18 protein-coding genes and 3 tRNA genes are annotated in these 20,979 nt (G+C 47.9%); 13 read left to right on the top strand and 8 right to left on the bottom strand.

Features of this window, described 5'->3' with window-relative positions; translation table 11 throughout:
* Window positions 1-4: 4 nt before the first annotated feature.
* The 3 genes from JK154_RS09440 to JK154_RS09450 form a co-directional block, all read right to left on the bottom strand.
* On the bottom strand, window positions 5-748 hold the full coding sequence (locus JK154_RS09440) for a type 2 GTP cyclohydrolase I (protein ID WP_211992296.1): 744 nt from the start codon (window positions 746-748) through the stop codon (window positions 5-7).
* Window positions 749-762: 14 nt separating this feature from the next.
* Window positions 763-2,175, bottom strand: coding sequence for a deoxyribodipyrimidine photo-lyase (gene phrB / locus JK154_RS09445; protein ID WP_211992297.1), 1,413 nt, complete (start codon window positions 2,173-2,175; stop codon window positions 763-765).
* 217 nt (window positions 2,176-2,392) lie between these two features.
* Entirely contained in the window at window positions 2,393-2,599 is a 207-nt protein-coding gene (locus JK154_RS09450; RefSeq protein ID WP_211992298.1) for a YbfA family protein, read from the bottom strand.
* Between the two features lie 384 nt (window positions 2,600-2,983).
* On the opposite strand from JK154_RS09450, the gene JK154_RS09455 reads away from it, so the two are divergent.
* Entirely contained in the window at window positions 2,984-3,412 is a 429-nt protein-coding gene (locus JK154_RS09455; RefSeq protein WP_211992299.1) for an EamA family transporter, read from the top strand.
* A 62-nt stretch (window positions 3,413-3,474) separates the two neighbouring features.
* Here JK154_RS09455 and pgm read toward each other — a convergent pair whose 3' ends face one another.
* On the bottom strand, window positions 3,475-5,118 hold the full coding sequence (gene pgm / locus JK154_RS09460; protein ID WP_211992301.1) for a phosphoglucomutase (alpha-D-glucose-1,6-bisphosphate-dependent): 1,644 nt from the start codon (window positions 5,116-5,118) through the stop codon (window positions 3,475-3,477).
* A 26-nt stretch (window positions 5,119-5,144) separates the two neighbouring features.
* On the bottom strand, window positions 5,145-5,681 hold the full coding sequence (seqA, locus tag JK154_RS09465) for a replication initiation negative regulator SeqA (RefSeq protein ID WP_211992302.1): 537 nt from the start codon (window positions 5,679-5,681) through the stop codon (window positions 5,145-5,147).
* Between the two features lie 175 nt (window positions 5,682-5,856).
* Here seqA and ybfF point away from each other — a divergent pair, with 175 nt between their 5' ends.
* The 4 genes from ybfF to fur all read left to right on the top strand — a co-directional run bounded on the left by ybfF (window position 5,857) and on the right by fur (window position 8,463).
* Window positions 5,857-6,633 carry an esterase gene (gene ybfF, locus JK154_RS09470; RefSeq protein WP_211992303.1) on the top strand — a complete coding sequence of 259 codons (777 nt, stop codon included), beginning with the start codon at window positions 5,857-5,859 and terminating at the stop codon, window positions 6,631-6,633.
* Between the two features lie 133 nt (window positions 6,634-6,766).
* Window positions 6,767-7,045 carry a LexA regulated protein gene (gene ybfE, locus JK154_RS09475; RefSeq protein WP_211992305.1) on the top strand — a complete coding sequence of 93 codons (279 nt, stop codon included), beginning with the start codon at window positions 6,767-6,769 and terminating at the stop codon, window positions 7,043-7,045.
* 157 nt (window positions 7,046-7,202) lie between these two features.
* Window positions 7,203-7,733, top strand: a complete 531-nt coding sequence (gene fldA, locus JK154_RS09480) for a flavodoxin FldA (RefSeq protein ID WP_211992307.1) — start codon at window positions 7,203-7,205, stop codon at window positions 7,731-7,733.
* A gap of 277 nt (window positions 7,734-8,010) precedes the next feature.
* Window positions 8,011-8,463, top strand: a complete 453-nt coding sequence (gene fur / locus JK154_RS09485; RefSeq protein WP_211992308.1) for a ferric iron uptake transcriptional regulator — start codon at window positions 8,011-8,013, stop codon at window positions 8,461-8,463.
* Between the two features lie 184 nt (window positions 8,464-8,647).
* Here fur and glnS read toward each other — a convergent pair whose 3' ends face one another.
* Both glnS and nagE read right to left on the bottom strand, forming a co-directional pair.
* Window positions 8,648-10,315 carry a glutamine--tRNA ligase gene (gene glnS / locus JK154_RS09490; RefSeq protein WP_211992309.1) on the bottom strand — a complete coding sequence of 556 codons (1,668 nt, stop codon included), beginning with the start codon at window positions 10,313-10,315 and terminating at the stop codon, window positions 8,648-8,650.
* 363 nt (window positions 10,316-10,678) lie between these two features.
* The gene (gene nagE, locus JK154_RS09495; RefSeq protein WP_211992311.1) at window positions 10,679-12,712 is read right to left on the bottom strand and encodes an N-acetylglucosamine-specific PTS transporter subunit IIBC; all 2,034 of its coding nucleotides are present in this window, start codon (window positions 12,710-12,712) and stop codon (window positions 10,679-10,681) included.
* 335 nt (window positions 12,713-13,047) lie between these two features.
* On the opposite strand from nagE, the gene nagB reads away from it, so the two are divergent.
* The 8 genes from nagB to JK154_RS09535 all read left to right on the top strand — a co-directional run bounded on the left by nagB (window position 13,048) and on the right by JK154_RS09535 (window position 19,668).
* A complete protein-coding gene (gene nagB / locus JK154_RS09500; protein ID WP_211992533.1) occupies window positions 13,048-13,848 on the top strand; it encodes a glucosamine-6-phosphate deaminase in 801 nt (266 codons plus the stop codon).
* A 23-nt stretch (window positions 13,849-13,871) separates the two neighbouring features.
* A complete protein-coding gene (gene nagA / locus JK154_RS09505; RefSeq protein WP_211992313.1) occupies window positions 13,872-15,020 on the top strand; it encodes an N-acetylglucosamine-6-phosphate deacetylase in 1,149 nt (382 codons plus the stop codon).
* A 5-nt stretch (window positions 15,021-15,025) separates the two neighbouring features.
* A complete protein-coding gene (locus JK154_RS09510; RefSeq protein WP_211992314.1) occupies window positions 15,026-16,246 on the top strand; it encodes an N-acetylglucosamine repressor in 1,221 nt (406 codons plus the stop codon).
* Between the two features lie 65 nt (window positions 16,247-16,311).
* Window positions 16,312-17,067 carry an HAD-IIA family hydrolase gene (locus JK154_RS09515; RefSeq protein WP_211992315.1) on the top strand — a complete coding sequence of 252 codons (756 nt, stop codon included), beginning with the start codon at window positions 16,312-16,314 and terminating at the stop codon, window positions 17,065-17,067.
* Between the two features lie 304 nt (window positions 17,068-17,371).
* Window positions 17,372-19,033, top strand: a complete 1,662-nt coding sequence (gene asnB, locus JK154_RS09520; RefSeq protein WP_211992316.1) for an asparagine synthase B — start codon at window positions 17,372-17,374, stop codon at window positions 19,031-19,033.
* Window positions 19,034-19,369: 336 nt separating this feature from the next.
* Window positions 19,370-19,446: transfer RNA gene (locus tag JK154_RS09525), tRNA-Met, on the top strand.
* 37 nt (window positions 19,447-19,483) lie between these two features.
* A tRNA-Gln gene (locus JK154_RS09530) sits at window positions 19,484-19,558 on the top strand.
* A gap of 35 nt (window positions 19,559-19,593) precedes the next feature.
* Window positions 19,594-19,668, top strand: a tRNA-Gln gene (locus tag JK154_RS09535).
* Between the two features lie 88 nt (window positions 19,669-19,756).
* Here JK154_RS09535 and ubiF read toward each other — a convergent pair.
* On the bottom strand, window positions 19,757-20,932 hold the full coding sequence (gene ubiF, locus JK154_RS09540; protein ID WP_211992317.1) for a 3-demethoxyubiquinol 3-hydroxylase: 1,176 nt from the start codon (window positions 20,930-20,932) through the stop codon (window positions 19,757-19,759).
* Between the last annotated feature and the right edge of the window lie 47 nt (window positions 20,933-20,979).

A 20,979-nucleotide genomic window follows, 5' to 3' on the forward strand; every position in this document is an offset into this window, starting at 1 on the left:
CCGGTCAGGCGGGATTGGGAATATCAATAAAGGTCACGTCAAGGTCTGTCTCACTATTGAGCCAATCCCCTAATGCCTGAATACCGCCCCGTTCTGTGGCATGATGCCCGGCGGCATAAAAATGCAGCCCCTGTTCCCGTGCCGAGTGAATCGTCTGTTCAGATACCTCACCGGTAATGAAAGCATCCACCCCGAAACGGGCTGCATTATCAATAAATCCTTGCCCTCCTCCTGTACACCAGGCAACACGATGGATCTTATCCGGCCCGGTATCACCACACCATAGCGGGGTACGTCCCAGACGTATTTCCAGCCAGGAGGCCAGTTCAATACCGGATAACGCAGTGGGGAAAACGCCCCATGGCACCAGCGGGTCAATTTCGCCCTGATGTTCAATACCCAGTAATTGCCCCAGCTGGGCGTTATTCCCCAGCTGGGGATGCATATCCAGTGGCAGATGCCAGCCATACAGGTTGATATCATGCGCCAGCAATGTTTTCAGCCGACGTCGTTTCATGCCACGGATCACTGCAGGTTCGCTTTTCCAGAAATAACCGTGGTGAACGATTATCGCATCGGCTTCCTGCCGTACCGCCTCATCCAGTAGTGCCTGGCTCGCGGTTACACCAGTAATAATTTTATGAACATCTTCCCGTCCTTCTACCTGTAAGCCATTAGGAGCAAAGTCGCTGATGGCATTGCTGTTAAGTTTTTCATTAATCAGACGCTCCAGTTCGCTATTTTTCATGAGGTATCTCTTATCTATTGACGTGCGGCTTCGTAAGCTGCGAGGGTGGCAACACGCGCTTGTTTATGATCGACAATGGGTCGTGGATAGTCGAGTATTTGTCGCTGTTTATCGGCCCATTCCCAAGGAATATGGATATGTTTACCCGGCACGGTTGCCAGTTCAGGGAGCCAGTGACGGATAAAACTCCCGTCACTGTCAAATCGTTGTCCCTGGGTGGTTGGGTTAAAAATACGAAAGTAAGGGGCTGCATCTGTCCCGGTTGAGGCCGCCCACTGCCAGCCACCATTGTTCGCGGCCAGATCACCATCAATCAACTGAGACATAAAATAACGTTCCCCTTCCCGCCAGTCGATAAGCAGGTCTTTAACCAGAAAGCTCGCCACCACCATACGCAGGCGATTATGCATCCAGCCCGTTTCATTGAGCTGACGCATGGCAGCATCCACTATTGGGTAACCGGTTTTACCTTGCTGCCAGGCATTTAGCGCTTCGGGATTGTGATTCCAGCGAACGTTGTCTGTCCACTGAATAAATGGGCGATAACGGCAGAGACGGGGATAAGCGACCAAAAGATGGCGATAAAACTCGCGCCAAATCAGCTCATTCAGCCAGATACTGGCACCACTGTCGCCGTCAAGAGCGCTGGGGTGTTCTTTCAATAGCCGATACAGGCACTGCCTGGGGGAGAGCACACCAATAGCCAGTGGGGCTGACAGGCTGCTGGTACCATTCATCGCCGGAAAGTCTCGCTGCTCACCATAATTGGCCACGGTATTCTGGCAAAAAGTACGAAGATGTGAAATCGCCCCCCGTTCATCCACAGGGAAACGTAGTGGATTAAAAGCGCGTCGTGGATAGTCGAGTTCGCAAGGGGTGAAGGTCAGCCTGCCGCCACGCACAGCGGGGGCAGCAACACACTCCGGTAATTGTTCTTTAAGCCGCTTAATAAACGCCCGGCTAAAGGGGGTGAAAACTTTATACATCTCACCATTGCCCGTGACGACCGTTCCCGGTGCCAGCAGCAGGCTGTCATCAAACCCCTGACAAACAACCTGGCCATCCAGTTCACGTTCAAGGCGGGCATCCCGCTCACGCTCATTGAGCTCATACTGGTAATTATAAAACAGGGTGTCTACACCGTGCTGCTGACAGAACTGCTTCACCTCTTCAATTGCGGCAGAAAAATCGGTTTGTTGCCTGATATGCAGGGTAATACCTCTCTCAGCCAGCTGTATTCCAAGGGCATTCAGATGCTGGTTAATATACTCCGCCTGGCGGGGAGCCATATTGTGTGCTCGCCATTGTTCCGGGGTTGCAATAAATAATGCCAGAACCTGCGCATCCGGCGAACGGCATGCTGCGGATAATGCATAGTTGTCGTGCACACGTAAGTCATTACGAAACCAAACTAAATGGGTTGTCATAGTGCTCCTGTTTTCCTGCCCCTGGATTTAAGCCGTTTAACGGTTCAAAAACGGCAAGATTGTCGGCTGAATAAAAAGAACAATGACAATATATTGCCATAGTGTATGGCATCTGTCTGATAGCAGCGCATAACAGGATGAAAGATAAGAAAAGAAGAGGGATACATAAAACAGGCCTGCGCCCGTTTCAGGTGCAGCCCTGTGGTTAGTTTATCACTTAGTAAGAATCACCCGCAGCGGCTTCTGCCTGATCCATCCATACAGGTTTATCACTGGTTTTCGACCAGACACGGTGCAAATAGCTGTAAAATCGCGCCCGGTCTTTCCAGAATAACATACCCGGTAGTGCGATAACGCCCACCGTGACGGCAAACAATCGACGTAAAATGACCAGCCATGCAGGATAAGTTTGGTATAGAGACACAGGAACCTCCCTCCAGTTTACGAATGGTTTTCGCGCCAGTTGCTTGTTATGGCTCACACAGCGGCTTTCCTATTGTTTTATTTGATAAAAATAAAAACAAAAATACCCGCCAGAAAGAAAATATGCCTGCAGCAAAGAGCGAAAAACAGAGACTTGTTACCTGATAAAAATCATAGCCTAAAAAAACAGCCATGACCACTCATCCGACCAGAAAGATGCATTTATTCTTGCAGGAATGAATTCTTTGCGTTTACAGACCAGGCCTCCTGTCCCGGGTGATGGTGCATTATCAATACTGAAAAAAATGTTCATGTATGGAAACCAGACCATGTCACGGCTTTATGTTATAAATAAATCACTCACGACTCATTAGGGAATATCATCATGAGCGCCTGGTTGTTTTACGCGCTACTATCGGCCGCCAGTGCGGCTTTGGTTGCAATTTTTGGTAAAATCGGTCTGCAACATCTTGATGCCAACACGGCCACGGCGATTCGTGCCATTGTTATGGCTTTATTTTTGGTGGGTGTGGTGGTTATTCAAGGCAAGCTGAATCTGGTGAGCACCGTCTTTGCCGATAAAAAAGCCCTGTTGTTCATTGTGCTCAGTGGCGTTGCTGGCGCCCTCTCATGGCTTTTCTATTTTATGGCGATTAAAAGTGGTGAAGTATCCAAAGTCGCACCGATTGATAAGCTGAGTGTGGTCTTTGCCGTCGTGCTGGCGGTCATTTTATTTGGCGAAAAGGTGTCACTGATTGCCGGTATAGGCATCGCACTGATTACCGGGGGAGCGTTGATGGTCGCCCTGGGATAAGCGCTTTTACTGGCATAAAAAAGGCACCCGCAGGTGCCTTTTCAGTCTCTCGCATGTGAGTATTATTTTGCGTTTTTAAGTACTTCGCTGACAATATCAACAGCTTCTTTTTCAATTTTCAGGCGATGTTCAGCCCCTAAGAAACTTTCACAATAAATTTTATAAGCATCTTCGGTGCCTGATGGGCGCGCGGCAAACCAGCCATTTTTCGTCATCACCTTCAAACCACCAATCGATGCACCATTACCAGGGGCGGTGGTCAGGCGCGCAATAATAGGATCGCCCGCCAGTGTGTCAGCACTGACCATTTCAGGAGACAGCTTGGATAGCGCCGCTTTTTGTGCCCGTGTCGCCGGCGCCTGCAGGCGATTATAGCTTGGGGAACCAAAGCGTTTAGCCAGTTCGTTATAGTGTTGCTGCGGGTTTTTACCCGTCACAGCGGTAATTTCCGCTGCCAGTAAGCACATAATAATGCCGTCTTTATCCGTCGACCATGGTGTGCCATCGAATCGCAGGAATGAGGCTCCCGCACTCTCTTCGCCACCGAACCCTAAACTGCCATCAAACAAACCATCAACAAACCATTTGAAACCCACAGGGACTTCTACCAGCTTGCGCCCCAAGTCATCAACAACACGGTCAATCATTGCAGAGGAAACCAGCGTTTTACCTACTGCCACATCGGCCTTCCATTGAGGACGGTGCTGGAACAGGTAGTTAATCGCTACTGCTAAATAGTGGTTTGGATTCATCAGCCCGTCTGGAGTGACAATGCCGTGGCGGTCGTAATCCGGGTCATTGGCAAAAGCCAGGTCAAACTTGTCACGCAGCGCCAGCAATCCCGCCATGGCACATTCAGATGAACAGTCCATCCTGATAGCGCCGTCTTTATCAAGATGCATAAAGCGGAAAGTCTGATCAACAGAATCATTAACCAGGGTTAAATTCAGGTTGTAGTGACTGGCAATACGTTTCCAGTACTCGATACCAGAACCGCCCAGGGGATCAACGCCCAACGTTAAACCCGCTTTCTGAATACCACCCATATCAATGATGTCGACCAGCCCTTCAATAAACGGCTGGACCAAGTCTTGTTGTTTCACAAAACCACTGGCCAAAGCCGCATCCAGAGTCAGACGCTTCACCCCGTTGAGATTTTGGGCTAATAATTCGTTGGCGCGTTTTTCAATCACGCTGGTCACGTTAGTGTCAGCAGGCCCACCGTTTGAGGGGTTATACTTAATCCCACCGTCATCAGGAGGATTATGGGATGGGGTTATCACAATGCCGTCAGCCAGTACGGTGGCATGCTTGTTATGCTCGAGAATCGCGTGGGAAATAGCAGGCGTCGGCGTAAAACCATTATCTTCCTGCACTATCACCGTCACCCCATTCGCTGCCAGCACTTCCAGTACCGAGATAAAGGCCGGCTCTGACAGGGCATGCGTGTCTTTACCCACATAGCACGGACCGGTAATACCATTTTTAGCCCGTTCTTCGGCAATCGCCTGCGCAATGGCCAGGATATGTGGCTCATTAAAACTGTGACGTACTGAACTACCGCGGTGACCAGAAGTACCAAATTTTACCTGGTGGTCAGCGTTGTTGACGTCGGGTTTCAGCACGTAATACTGCGCTGTAAGTTGAGCTACGTTAATCAAATCACTTTGTTGTGCAGGCTGACCTGCGCGCTTGTCGTTAGCCATTGATTATTCCTTACTGACGGCGAGTTTTAAATGGTACCGCAAACCTTCTCAATCAGTTCTGCAGGGAACTGCATTGATTGCATAATATGCTCTACCATGCTGCACTTACGGCCAGTATTGGTATTAGTGATCACCCAATATGGGGTGCCTGGAATATGTTTGGGCTTGGTGTGATTACCATTAGCCAGCAACGTTTGCTCATTGCCTGCAAAATAGACACGCGTGCGCCCATGCAGCGATTCTGTCGCCTCACCGAAGGCCTTCGCATCCAGTTGATAAAGTATGGAGAGAATCATCATGAAACGATTCACCGCTTTATTTTGCACAGCATACTCATCGGAAAGCAGTAGCTCACGCAGCGCACGAACACGCTGACGGGCCATATTTACCGGTTTATCCTCAGGCGTGGTTTCATTTTTATCAGCCACAACAGGCACCACAGAAACCTGACCGGCAGTAAACTTAAGCATGCGCCGTAAAATATCGGACGCGCTCTCACCAATATGCTGAGTATGGCTGGCAATGTAGCGATACAGCTCGTCATCAACTTCGATTGTTTTCATCTTAATCCGGTACGCTTTATTTTTGACCCCATTGACGGGGATTATAAGACTAAAACCCAACGGGGGGTAGGTTAACAGGTGACGCGGAACCTGACTTGGTGAAATATTTGCCGCGTACTCATAGTAATAGCTTCATGATACTCTAACAAAACGTATCAAAATAAAGATCTTTGCCATGAAATTAAATGCCCGTCTGCAAACAGCTCAACAATCGAACAATAATTACCCCATTGTCCTGATACATGGCCTTTTCGGCAGCCTCGACAACCTTGGCATACTGGCTCGTGATCTCAGCCAAACCTATACACTGTTACAGGTCGACCTGCGTAACCACGGGTTATCACCACGCAGCGACGAAATGAATTACCCTGCAATGGCGGCAGATATACTCGATACCCTGGATGCTGCCGGCATGGATAAAGTGATCATTATTGGTCATTCTATGGGAGGTAAAGTGGCCATGGCACTAACCGCCCTCGCCCCAGAACGCGTCGAAAAACTGGTGATTATCGATATTGCCCCTGTGGCTTACAGTGAGCATCGGCATCGGGAAATCTTTACTGCACTTCATGCGGTTACCGAAGCTGGGGCCACAACACGCCCGCAGGCCACCGAAATAATGAAACGCTATATTAGTGAAGCCGAAGTGATCCAGTTTTTACTTAAGTCATTTCATCAAGGAGAGTGGCGATTCAATGTTCCGGTACTCGAAGCCAGATACGAGAATATTATTGGCTGGCAACCGGTGCCAGCCTGGCCACATCCGATACTGTTTATTCGTGGGGGAAATTCACCTTATATTGAAGAACGCTACCGTGATGAGCTACTTAAACAATTTCCTCAATCCCAGGCTTATGTCGTTTCTGGCGCGGGGCATTGGGTTCACGCTGAAAAACCCGATGCGGTTTTGCGCGTCATTCATCGTTTTCTTGGTGCAGCAACCCAGGGTTGATTAAAAAAAGAGCGAGTGAATGGCTCAGGGTGCGAACACATTGGCTGAACTGGCGCGCTAATGTATGATGGCGCGCTAAAATGCACCATGGCACCCTGCTCGTGCATCAGACTTTCCTGTCAGTACCCTAATCATGGCAAAAGAACAAACGGACCGTACTACATTAGATCTGTTCGCAGACGAGCGTCGCCCTGGAAGACCTAAAACGAATCCACTTTCACGCGACGAACAGTTACGTATTAACAAACGTAATCAGCTAAAGCGCGATAAAGTACGTGGATTCAAACGCGTCGAGCTAAAATTAAGTGGCGAGGCAGTTGATGCTCTGAATCAACTGACTGAATTGCGTGCGCTAAGTCGTAGTGAATTGATTGAAGAAATACTGCTGATGCAGCTTAAGAAGCTGGATTAGTCGCTTAACAGAAACGCGTTTTCGTCGTGCATGATGTTGCAGACTGTGCACACCGATTCAATACTCGTTTAAGCCACTGGGCTATTCTGCTATGATTGCCCCAAGTATAGGCATGAACAGCCGACATTAAATTAAGTTTCAAGAGGTTATCTTACTCATGGCAATCGTAGGCATTTTTTTCGGCAGTGATACGGGTAATACCGAAAACATCGCTAAAATGATTCAAAAGCAACTTGGTAAAGATGTTGCAGAAGTGCATGACATCGCTAAATGCAGCAAAGAAGATCTTGAAGGTTTTGACATCCTGCTGTTAGGTATCCCTACCTGGTATTATGGTGAGGCCCAGTGTGACTGGGATGATTTCTTCCCTACACTTGAAGAGATCGACTTCAACGGTAAGTTAGTGGCACTGTTTGGCTGTGGCGATCAGGAAGATTATGCAGAATATTTCTGCGATGCACTTGGCACCATTCGTGACATCATTGAGCCTAACGGTGCCGTCATTGTGGGTCACTGGCCAACGGCGGGTTACCACTTTGAAGCGTCAAAAGGTCTTGCTGACGATGATCACTTTCTCGGCCTTGCTATTGATGAAGATCGTCAACCAGAGTTAACCGCAGAGCGTGTTGCGAAATGGACCCAACAGGTTGCTGATGAATTGAATCTCGACAGCATCATCAATGCCTGACGCAAAGGGCGCAAAATAAATTTTGCGCCATTTTGATAGCTTTTAGCGATGAAAATAATTGCTACATGTTTGTAACTTTCTTGTTTATCCTTGTACAATACCCACTAGCTAATTAACTGAAACTAGCGATGAATCACTATAGCGTCATGATTTTTCAGCTATATTTTACCTTACAGTAGCAGTTCACATTTTGAACGCACGACTCTATAATGATAACCACGACTCTTAACGCTCACTGCATTCTGAGCGAATCGTTAAGCAACAGGAAAATTTCCGCATGACTGACAACAATACCGCATTAAAAAAGGCCGGCTTGAAAGTCACGCTTCCACGATTAAAAATCCTCGAAGTGTTACAAGAACCGGATAATCACCATGTCAGTGCGGAAGATTTATATAAACGCCTGATTGATATGGGTGAAGAAATCGGCCTGGCAACAGTCTACCGCGTGCTCAACCAGTTTGATGACGCGGGCATTGTCACCCGCCATAATTTTGAAGGTGGGAAGTCTGTTTTTGAACTGACTCAACAGCATCACCATGATCACTTGATCTGCCTTGATTGCGGAAAAGTCATTGAATTCAGTGATGACTCAATTGAACAGCGTCAGCGTGAAATCGCGTCACGTCATGGTATTCGCCTGACTAACCATAGTCTGTATCTCTATGGTCACTGTAAAGAAGGTGATTGTCGTACCAATGAACATGCTCACGACGACATCAATAAATAAGCCCCTGGCATAGCGTCCTGCATCATCCTGCCTGTTAGAGTAAAAACCGGTTCCTGCATCTGCAAATTGTTCCGGTTTTTTATTTTGCCCTTTGCGCTTATTTCACCTTTTCCTTACTGACAGAATAAAAAAAGCTGCAACAGAGTTGATCCGTTACAGCTTTCTTCAACGCTATGAACGCTATTTACTGGCCGGTTTTTGCCCAGGTATCACGCAGACCAACGGTACGGTTAAATACCGGTTTATCTGCACTGCCATAATGAGTATCAAGGCAGAAGTAACCCTCACGCTCAAACTGATAAGGCTTACCTTGTTCCGCATTCTGCAGACCAGGTTCAGCAAAACCTTGTTTAATCACCAGTGATTCAGGATTAATGGTAGAGAGGAAGTCCTCCGCAGCCCCGGGGTTAGCAACGCTGAATAGACGATCGTATAAACGAATCTCAATCGGCAGCGCATGCGCGGCACTCACCCAGTGAATAACGCCTTTTACTTTACGCCCATCTTGCGGATCTTTGCTCAGTGTTTCTGGATCATATGAGCAATAAATCTCGGTAATATTACCCTGTTCATCTTTCTCTACACGTTCAGCTTTAATCACATAAGCATTACGCAGGCGGACTTCTTTGCCCAGTACCAGACGCTTGTACTGTTTATTCGCCTCTTCCCGGAAATCCGCCCTGTCGATATAAATATCCCGACTGAATGGCACCTCACGGGTCCCCATTTCTGGTTTGTTCGGATGATTTGGCATCGTTATCAGTAACGCTTCCCCTTGGGGATAGTTCTCGATAATCACTTTTACCGGATCCAGAACCGCCATGGCACGGGGTGCACTTTCGTTCAGATCATCACGAATACAGGACTCCAGGGAGGCCATTTCGACAGTATTATCCTGCTTGGTGATACCGATACGTTTGCAGAACTCACGAATAGAAGCCGCTGTGTAACCGCGGCGACGCAGACCAGAAATGGTTGGCATCCGCGGGTCATCCCAGCCCTCAACGATCTTTTCCGTCACCAGGAGGTTCAGCTTACGCTTGGACATGATGGCATATTCAAGGTTAAGGCGAGAAAACTCGTACTGGCGAGGATGGGCCTGGATAGTAATGTTATCCAGTACCCAGTCATAAAGACGGCGGTTATCCTGGAATTCCAGCGTACAGAGGGAGTGTGTAATGCCTTCGAGCGCATCGGAAATACAATGCGTAAAGTCATACATTGGGTAGATACACCACTTGTTGCCCGTCTGATGATGCTCTGCAAACTTCACACGATAGAGAACCGGATCACGCAGCACGATAAAAGGCGAGGCCATATCGATTTTTGCACGTAAGCAGGCACTACCTTCGGCAAACTCACCCTTCCGCATTTTTTCAAACAGCGCCAGGTTCTCTTCAACAGTACGGTCACGGTAAGGACTATTCTTGCCCGGGCTTGTGAGAGTGCCACGATATTCACGAATTTGTTCTGGCGACAGCTCATCCACATAAGCCAGCCCTTTATTGATCAGTTCAATAGCGTAGTTAAACAGCATATCGAAATAATCAGAGGAATAGCGAATATCACCTGACCAATGAAAACCCAGCCACTCTACGTCGCGCTTGATGGACTCAACGTATTCGATATCTTCTTTTACCGGGTTAGTATCATCAAAACGCAGATTGCACTGCCCGTGATAATCCTGAGCAATACCAAAATTCAGACAAATAGATTTGGCATGACCAATGTGCAAATAGCCATTCGGTTCAGGCGGAAAACGAGTACAAATCTGGGTATGCTTACCGTTCGCCAAATCTTCATCGATTATCTGACGGATAAAGTTACTTGGGCGGGCTTCTGCCTCACTCATTGCGGGTTCCTCAAAGCATAGTCTTCTCTTATTAACTGCATATGATCTTATAACCCGCAACGGGAAACAACCTTTAATGCCTTAAATAATTTAATTTGCGTATCAGAGGGCGGATGAAAAACGAATAGCATTGCTGAAAAGCCGGGATAGTGGCCAGCAAACACATTCTGCTATCAAAAAAACGTGCAAAATGTCAGCCGAAAGGACGATGAGAAACCTTGAGCTGCCTTTGGTTTAACAGGCATCAGTTAACAAAAAAAATTTATTACAATTTCTACGTTAATGATAAAGAGGGAAAAAACGCATTTTTCCCCTCTTTTTTCACTGCCTGACGACGGGCAAGAAGCACGCCATCAGAGGAAGCTACTTACTTTTGATCTCATACAGTGGGCTTTGGCCTGCAACAACCTCACTGCCGGCTTTCATTACCAGGCCGCCGAAATCATCAATATTGCTACACACGACTGGGCTTATCATGGAACGAGCATGAGTATTCAGGAAGTCGAGATCCATTTCCAGAATCGGTTGCCCTGCAGTGACCTCCGCCCCTTCTTCAGCCAACCGCGTGAAGCCTTTGCCGTTGAGTTCGACGGTATCAAGTCCCATATGTACAATAATTTCAGCACCTTGTGATGTTTCCAGGCAAAACGCATGGTTAGTATTGAAAATTTTCACAAGGGTTCCTGCGGCCGGCGAAACCACAACCTTACCCGTTGGTTTAATCGCAACCCCATCACCCACCGCTTTACTGGCAAAGGCTTCATCAGGTACCTGATCCAGGGCAACCACATTACCCGTCACAGGAGAAACCAGGGTCACCACGGTAACGGTGCCAACGTTAGGCTCTGCCTGAACATTTGCTGCTACCGGAGCAGCCTGTTGGCTGTCTGCCAGATCAGCCTCTTTCACATGGCCCACGGTTTTCATTGCATTAGCAATTTTCTCAGCCGCGAAGCCGACAATGATTTGCACGCTGGTTTTATTCAGACGAATAACCCCCGTGGCACCCAGCCGTTTTACTCGTGCTTCATTAACGTGCGAAGAATCTTTCACGGTTAAACGCAGACGTGTAATACAGGCATCAATATTCGTCAGGTTATCCGAACCGCCCACCGCGGCGATATATTCGCGAGCCAGGCCCGTAGCATTGTCTTTATTCAACTCAGCATGGCTTAAATTCACATCCTGACCGTCTTCTTCGTTACCCGCCACAGCCAATTCACGGCCTGGTGTAAACAGATTGAATTTTTTGATCACGAAACGGAATATCACGTAGTAAAGCACAAAGAACGCAATACCTTGAGGAACCAGCATCCACCAATGGGTTGCCAGTGGGTTACGGGAAGAAAGCACCATATCCACCAGCCCTGCGGAGAAACCGAAACCGGCAATCCAGTGCATTGTCGCCGCAATAAAGACGGAAACCCCAGTCAGGAAGGCATGGATAACATACAAAACAGGCGCAACGAACATAAAGGAAAATTCAAGCGGCTCAGTAATCCCGGTAAAGAAGGCCGCAAATGCTGCTGCCAGCATGATGCCGCCCACTTTTGCTTTATTCTCCGGGCGTGCGCAGTGGTAAATCGCCAATGCAGCCCCTGGCAGGCCGAACATCATAATAGGGAAAAAGCCTGCCTGATAACGTCCGGTGATCCCCGGAATGGCTTTGCCCGCTTCAATGGATTGTGCCCCGCCCAGGAAATTCGGTATGTCATTAATCCCGGCCACATCAAACCAGAATACGGAGTTCAGAGCATGGTGCAAACCAACCGGAATTAACAGACGGTTAAAGAAGGCATAAATACCCGCCCCCACAGAGCCCATTTTCTGGATATGCTCACCAAAGTTAACCAGACCATCAAAAATAATGGGCCAAACATACATCATGATGAAAGCCACCAGGATCATCACAAACGAAGTGAGGATAGGAACCAGACGACGACCACTGAAGAAAGAGAGAGCTTTAGGCAGTTCCACACCACTAAAACGGTTATAAAGCTCCGCAGAAATAATCCCTACCAGGATCCCTACAAATTGGTTATTAATTTTACCAAAAGCCGCCGGAACCTGATCCGCCGGAATTTTTTGAATCATTTCCACCGTGGCAGGTGAACAGAGTGTGGTCAGTACAAGGAACCCCACAAACCCCGTCAGAGCTGCTGCACCGTCTTTATCTTTTGACATACCGTATGCGACACCAATCGCAAACAGTACCGACATATTATCAATAATTGCCGAACCGGACTTAATGAAGAAAGCCGCGAGAGCGTTGCCTCCCCCCCATGCAACAGGATCGATCCAGTAACCAACCCCCATTAGTATTGCTGCCGCCGGCAGTGTTGCCACTGGCACCATCAGTGCACGGCCTACGCGTTGTAAATAACCTAGTATACTCACTGTTTATTCCCCCTATGAGGCCCCGTATACGGTTTGCTCAAAGCACTCTTTTTATTGTTAGGCAATGTTTACTGCATGCCGACGTTTAACATCACGTGTTGCAGTGTGAGAAAAATTAATTTGTATCGCAAATTAATTCACGATGTTTTGTGATAAATATCACCAAGTATCGCTTTTACCCCCCCTACAATCTGGCTATTAAATAAAACTTATTTTATGATTAAAAAAATCAGCATGACTCGATTTATACGCCAGTCATTATGATACGGACTATCTTGAAAACAGATACCCCTGTAGCAATGATTTCTGTTCATATCTAACTTTTGAGGTAAATGATGAGACTGATCCCTTTAGCAACACCATCTCAAGTCGGCAAATGGGCTGCCCGCCATATCGTCAATCGTATTAATGCCTTCAACCCTACCGCTGACCGCCCTTTCGTTTTAGGATTACCGACCGGGGGAACACCCTTAGAGGCATATAAGGCACTCATTGAGATGCATAAATCAGGCCAGGTCAGTTTCAAACATGTGGTCACGTTCAATATGGACGAGTATGTCGGCCTGCCCAAAGACCACCCAGAAAGTTACTACACTTTTATGCATCGGAACTTTTTCGATCATGTAGACATTCCTGCAGAAAACATTAACTTACTTAATGGCTGTGTGGATGATTTCGATGCTGAATGTCGTCGCTATGAAGAAAAAATTCGCAGTTACGGGAAAATTAATCTGTTTATGGGGGGCGTAGGTAACGATGGTCACATCGCTTTTAATGAACCCGCCTCTTCTTTAGCTTCACGTACTCGCATTAAAACGCTGACACATGAAACTCGTGTGGCAAATTCACGCTTTTTTGACGGTGATGTAAATCAGGTACCTAAATATGCCCTGACCGTTGGTGTTGGCACACTGCTGGATGCAGAAGAAGTCATGATCCTGGTGCTCGGCAGTGTGAAAGCCCTGGCGTTGCAAGCCGCAGTTGAAGGAAACGTGAACCATATGTGGACCATCAGTTGTCTGCAGTTGCACCCGAAAGCGATCATCGTCTGCGACGAGCCATCCACCATGGAACTGAAAGTAAAAACATTGAAGTACTTCAATGAACTGGAAGCAGAAAATATTCAATCGCTGTAGACATCTTTTTACCGGGGTAACTTATGTACGCTTTAACCCACGGCCGTATTTATACCGGCCATGATATTTTGGATGGTCAGGCTGTTGTCATTGCTGACGGCCAAATTCAGCAGATCACTCCTGTTGACGCCTTACCCGCTGGTATTGAAACCCGTCATGTGGGAGGGGCAATCATTGCCCCTGGTTTTATTGATGTGCAATTAAACGGCTGTGGGGGCGTTCAGTTTAATGACAGTCCTGATGCCGTTTCCCTCGCAACACTGGAAACCATGCAGCGTGCTAACGAACGTTCTGGCTGCACCAGTTTTCTGCCGACCCTGATTACCTGTAGCGATGAACTGATGATGCAGGGCGTGCAAGTGATGCGGGAGTATCTGAGTAAGCATCAGAACCAGGCACTCGGCCTGCACCTTGAAGGCCCATGGATCAGTCTGGCAAAAAAAGGAACGCATAATCCGGCGTATATTCGTCAGCCTGAGCCACACTTGGTCGACTTTTTGTGCCAGAATGCAGATGTGATCACGAAAGTGACCCTGGCACCGGAAGAGGTGGAGCCTGACGTTATTCGCCGTCTGGTCGCTGCGGGAATTATCGTTTCTGCCGGCCACTCAAATTCCACGGCAAAACAGGCAAAAATTGGATTCCGTTCGGGTATCACCTTTGCCACCCATCTGTTCAATGCCATGCCTTATCTGACCGGGCGTGAGCCAGGCTTGACTGGTGCTATCTTTGATTCTGAAGAGATATACTGCGGTGTTATCGCCGATGGCTTACATGTTGATTACGCCAATATTCGCACAGCAAAACGTATCAAAGGCAATAAACTCTGCCTGGTAACCGATGCCACGGCGCCTGCTGGTGCACATATAGACCAGTTCATTTTTGCTGGTAAAACAATATACTATCGTAATGGCCTGTGTGTAGATGAGAATGGCACACTCAGTGGCTCGGCTCTGACAATGATTGAAGGGGTCAGTAATTTGGTTGAACATGTGGGCATTGCTCTGGATGAAGCATTGCGCATGGCAACCCTCTACCCTGCCCGGGCTATCGGCGTGGATAAACAGTTGGGAACCCTGGAAGAGGGTAAGGTCGCTAACCTGACGGTGTTTACCCACGATTATAAAATAATCAAGACCATCGTTAATGGTAACGAGGTCATCACTGAGTAAATCGAATGGTTACTGGCGGACAAGCACCGATTGGCAATATTGATCTCGTAAAACAGTTAAATAGTGCAGCAGTCTATCGTCTTATTGATCAGCATGGCCCTATTTCACGTATTCAGATAGCCGAACAGAGCCAGCTTGCCCCCGCCAGTGTTACCAAGATCACCCGTTATTTAATCGAAAGAGGGCTGATTAAAGAAGTGGATCAACAGGCATCCACGGGAGGCAGACGCGCGATCTCCATTGTTACCGAAACCCGTAATTTCCAGGCTATCGGGGTACGTTTAGGTCGGTATGATGCCACCCTGACGTTATTTAATCTCAGTGCAAAATCTCTGGCAGAAGAACACGTTGCGTTGCCTGAGAAGCGCCAGGAAACACTGGAAGACGCGTTATTTAATGCTATTAATCAGTTTATTGATAACAACGCCCGTAAGATTCGTGAATTAATCGCTATCTCTGTCATCTTACCCGGCCTGGTTGATTCTGACAGTGGTATCGTGCACTACATGCCGCACATCAAGGTTAATCACTGGTCCCTTTCTGCCGCGCTGAAGGAGCGTTTCAGTGTCACCTGTTTCGTCGGCCACGATATTCGTAGCCTGGCCCTGGCGGAGCATTATTTTGGGGCAACTCAGGATTGTGAGGATGCCATCCTGGTGCGTGTCCACCGGGGAACCGGTGCCGGTATTTTAGCCAACGGCAAAATATTCCTCGGCCGTAATGGCAATGTTGGCGAAATAGGCCATATTCAGGTCGATCCATTAGGAGAACGTTGCCATTGTGGGAATTTTGGTTGCCTTGAAACCATTGCCGCGAATGCCGCCATTGAACAACGTGTCCGCCACCTACTGGAACAGGGCTATAAGAGCCGTCTGACACTTGATGACTGTGGTATTAATGCCATCTGCAAAGCCGCCAACAAAGGAGATACCCTGGCCTGTGAAGTACTGGAATATGTCGGGCGTCATCTCGGTAAAGCGTTTGCTATGGCCATTAACTTATTTAACCCACAAAAAGTGGTACTGGCGGGGGAAATAACCGCCGCGGAAAAGATCATTCTTCCCGCCATTAAACAGTGTATTAATACCCAAGTGCTGAATGCATTTCGCCAGGACATGCCCGTGGTATGCTCTCAGCTTGATGATCGTTCAGCAATTGGTGCCTTTGCTTTAGTTAAACGCTCGATGTTAAATGGTATGTTGCTGCTACGTTTGCTGGATAACTAATATCCCAATCACGCCAGACATTTTGCGCTATAGTTACCGACTTCTTTGCCGTGAGCCATGATCTGATGACCACTATAAAAAATGTAATTTGTGATATCGACGGTGTCCTCATGCACGACAACGTCGCCGTACCGGGAGCCAAAGAGTTCCTTGAGCGTATCCAGGAGAAAGGGATGCCGCTCATCATGCTGACTAACTACCCTTCTCAAACCGGGCAGGACTTGTCCAACCGTTTTGCTTCTGCAGGTATCGATGTCCCGGATAGCATGTTTTATACCTCTGCCATGGCGACTGCAGACTTCTTACGCCGTCAGGAAGGAAAAAAAGCCTATGTCGTAGGGGAAGGGGCACTGATTCATGAGCTCTATAAGGCAGGTTTTACTATTACCGATATTAACCCGGACTTCGTCATTGTCGGTGAAACCCGCTCTTTTAACTGGGACATGATGTACAAGGCCGCCTATTTTGTTGCCAATGGTGCTCGGTTTATTGCGACCAATCCAGATACCCACGGCCATGGCTTTTCTCCCGCCTGTGGCGCGCTTTGTGCCGGCATAGAGAAAATTTCCGGCCACGAGCCCTTTTATGTGGGGAAACCCAGCCCGTTGATCATTCGTGCCGCGCTCAATAAAATTCAGGCTCACTCTGAAGACACGGTCATTGTCGGAGACAATCTGCGTACCGATATTCTGGCTGGTTTTCAGGCTGGTCTGGAAACGATTCTGGTACTTTCAGGGGTATCTACATTGGCGGATATCGACGCCGTCCCCTTCCGCCCGAGCTGGATTTACCCTTCTGTCGCCGATATCGACCTTTTCTGACATCAGTCGCCGGCGACACTTGCCGGCGTTTTTATTGATAGTCATGCTTTATTCTCCCCTTATTGATATTTCCCTATAGATTTCGTTAAAAAATTAGTGAATCGCTAATTTTGGCCCCCTGTTTATCGTTTTTTTTCATTAATCAGCAGTCACTTTCAAATATCTTTCAATAGCGGGTAAAAAGCATTGCATTTACCTCAGTAATTGCGCATTTTTATTAATAAATGACATAGGGAAATTGCTAAATAATTAGATGATTCCCAAATCGAATTAATCGCTCAGATCAGTGTTACGGAGAAGTATTATGTGTTCAATTTTTGGCATACTGGATATCAAAACAGATAGCGTTGAGTTACGTAAAAAAGCCCTGGAATTATCACGTCTCATGCGCCACCGTGGCCCGGACTGGTCCGGTGTTTATGACAGTGAAAAAGCGATTCTGGTGCATGAACGCCTGTCGATTGTTGATATCAATGCTGGCGCTCAACCACTATATAACCCAGCCAAAACACATATCCTGGCCGTCAACGGTGAAATTTATAACCATCAGCAACTACGTGCAGAATATAAAGATAAATACACCTTCCAGACCGGTTCAGACTGTGAAGTCATCCTGGCGCTGTACCAGGAAAAAGGCGCCGCATTTCTTGATGATCTGCAAGGGATGTTTGCCTTTATTCTCTATGACAGTGAAAAAGATACCTACCTGATTGGGCGTGACCATATTGGTATTATTCCCCTCTATATGGGGCATGATGAACACGGCAACTTCTATGTCGCATCAGAAATGAAAGCCCTGGTGCCAGTCTGCCGGTCTATTCAGGAGTTTCCAGCAGGGAGTTACCTGTCCAGTGAAGATGGCGAAATTCGCTCTTACTACCAACGTGACTGGTTTAGTTATGATGCCGTAAAAGATAATGTCACCAACAGGGAAGATCTTCGCCAGGCACTGGAAGAATCAGTCAAGAGCCATTTAATGTCGGATGTGCCTTACGGTGTGCTGCTGTCAGGTGGGCTGGACTCGTCTGTTATTTCTGCCATTACCAAAAAATTTGCCGCACGCCGTGTTGAAGATGATGAACGCAGCGAAGCCTGGTGGCCTCAACTGCACTCCTTCGCCGTCGGTCTGGCAGGCTCTCCCGATCTGAAAGCCGCCCAGGAAGTGGCTAATCATTTGGGTACCGTTCACCATGAAATTCACTTTACTGTTCAGGAAGGGCTGGATGCGATCCGTGATGTGATTTATCACATTGAAACCTATGATGTGACCACGATCCGCGCGTCCACGCCAATGTACTTGATGTCACGCAAAATCAAAGCAATGGGCATTAAAATGGTCCTTTCTGGTGAAGGGTCTGACGAGGTGTTTGGTGGTTATCTCTACTTCCATAAAGCCCCGGATGCCAAAGAACTCCACGAGGAAACCGTGCGTAAGTTACAGGCCCTGCATATGTTTGACTGTGCTCGCGCCAACAAAGCAATGTCAGCCTGGGGTGTAGAAGCCCGTGTACCATTCCTGGATAAAGCGTTTCTTGATGTAGCCATGCGTATTAACCCACAAGATAAGATGTGTGGTAACGGTAAAATCGAAAAACACATCTTGCGTGAATGTTTTGAGTCCTATTTACCCGCCAGTATTGCATGGCGTCAGAAAGAGCAGTTCTCTGATGGTGTAGGTTATAGCTGGATTGACAGCCTGAAAGAGGTGGCAGCAGCGCAGGTCACTGATCAGCAATTAGCCACCGCCAGCTATCGCTTCCCCTACAATACGCCAGTGTCTAAAGAGGCTTATTTGTACCGTGAAATTTTTGAAGAACTGTTCCCACTGGCGGATGCCGCTAAGTGTGTCCCTGGGGGGCCGTCAGTAGCCTGCTCTTCAGCGAAAGCCATTGAATGGGATGAATCCTTCAAAGCGATGAACGATCCATCAGGACGTGCCGTTGGTGTGCATCAGTCTGCTTACTAATTAGCTACCATGAGAAAAAGGTTAACCGTTGCACAATGCAAAACGGTTAGCCTTTTTTCTTTTCCCCGTAAAAACACATGACATTTCCTGTTATTGTTTACGTCCCCGCTATGATCACGCCCTCTTTTTTACAGACAGACTCAAGATAAAAACGGTATTTATTAACCTGAATATCTGACAATAGCGGCAAAGATTGTAGATTATTCCATCAAGCTGTTCGCAAGTCAGGCAAATGAGCATTTTCCGTAGCCTTTCCGGAAAAAATTTGTTGACGCTGTACGGTCAACTTAGCATAATGCGCCCCGCAACGCCGATAAGGTGATGCGTAATTGAGATGGCTACGTAGCTCAGCTGGTTAGAGCACATCACTCATAATGATGGGGTCACAGGTTCGAATCCCGTCGTAGCCACCATTTTCAGTTTAAGACTGAACAGATTTAGTTTTATGATTGGGGTATCGCCAAGCGGTAAGGCACTGGATTCTGATTCCAGCATTCCGAGGTTCGAATCCTCGTACCCCAGCCAATATTTTGTATGTTTGCACCTGCGAGCATTGCTCTTGGGGTATCGCCAAGCGGTAAGGCACTGGATTCTGATTCCAGCATTCCGAGGTTCGAATCCTCGTACCCCAGCCATATTAAAGAAGCCTGCTAATGCAGGCTTTTTTGCTATTTGCTGATTCAGTTTTTGATGTGCAGGGCTTGTACACCCTGCTGGCGATACTTACAGCCCTAGCGCGTATTTTAATGCTTGCTGTTTCAGTTTACCGGCTCGCTGTGCGGCCATCAGCCCCAGATTACGTAGCGCGCGCACGGGGGGCAGATCATTACCAAAACCCGCATAGAAGAAATCCATACCCGTCTGCATCAGTAAGTTGTCGCCCCGACGTTGGGACTGATAACGCCGTAACACATCCAGGCCTGCCCACTGCTCCCCCTCACTTCGTGCGCGGGTCATCACATTCAATAACGCCTGCACATCCCGATATCCAAGATTCACTCCCTGCCCGGCGAGGGGATGGATAGTGTGGGCAGCATCACCGACCAATGCCAGACCGGGTTTGACATAGCTGAGTGCGTGACGACGGGTTAAAGGAAATGCCCCACTGGCCACAGGTCTCACAGCCCCCAGCCGTGATGGAAAGTGGCTGGTAATACTCTTCTGTAACTGGGCCATATTCATACCCTGTAACTGGCGAATACGTGCTGGTTCGTCATACCAGACTAACGATGCCCAGTTTTCATACAGGGGTAAAAATGCATGAGGCCCTGTCGGCGTAAAGTGCTGCCAGGTGCTATCTCCGGGAGCATCATCACACTCAACCGTGATTAACATACAAGACTGGTGATACTGCCAGGCATGGATACCAATACCTGCCCACTGACGGATTTGTGAATTTGCACCGTCAGCCCCCACAACCATCGGCACATCCAGTATCTCTCCTTTTGCAAAATGCAGTCTCCAGCCAGGATCCGTGCGATATATCTGGCTTAACTGAGCAGGACAAAATAGCGTCACTTTAGGGTGGTTCTCCAGCGCCTGCCAAAGTGCAGACTGCAGAACCCGATTTTCGACCATATAACCCAGTTCAGATATGCCCAGCTCATTGGCATCAAAACTAACGTGAGCACGCTCCCACTCCCAGGTTTCCAGGCGGCGATAAGGGTGAGCACGCATCAAAAGAACATGCTGCCAAATGCCTAAAGACTGTAATAACGCCACAGACTGTACGCCAAGTGCAGAAATTCGCACATCTGGTGGACTATCTGGCTGAAAGGCCGCCGGTGCTTGATGTTCAATCACCGCAACGTTAAAACCGCTATTTGCGAGGCCCAGAGCCGCAGCCGCGCCGACCATACCGCCACCGACAACGGCGACTTCAATGGGTTGATCTTTCATGATGTTTATCCTTAATTTGCCTGAGTTAATTCTACTGGCTTTTCTCA

It is taken from the genome of Citrobacter sp. JGM124, assembly GCF_018257795.1.
Taxonomy (GTDB): domain Bacteria; phylum Pseudomonadota; class Gammaproteobacteria; order Enterobacterales; family Enterobacteriaceae; genus JGM124.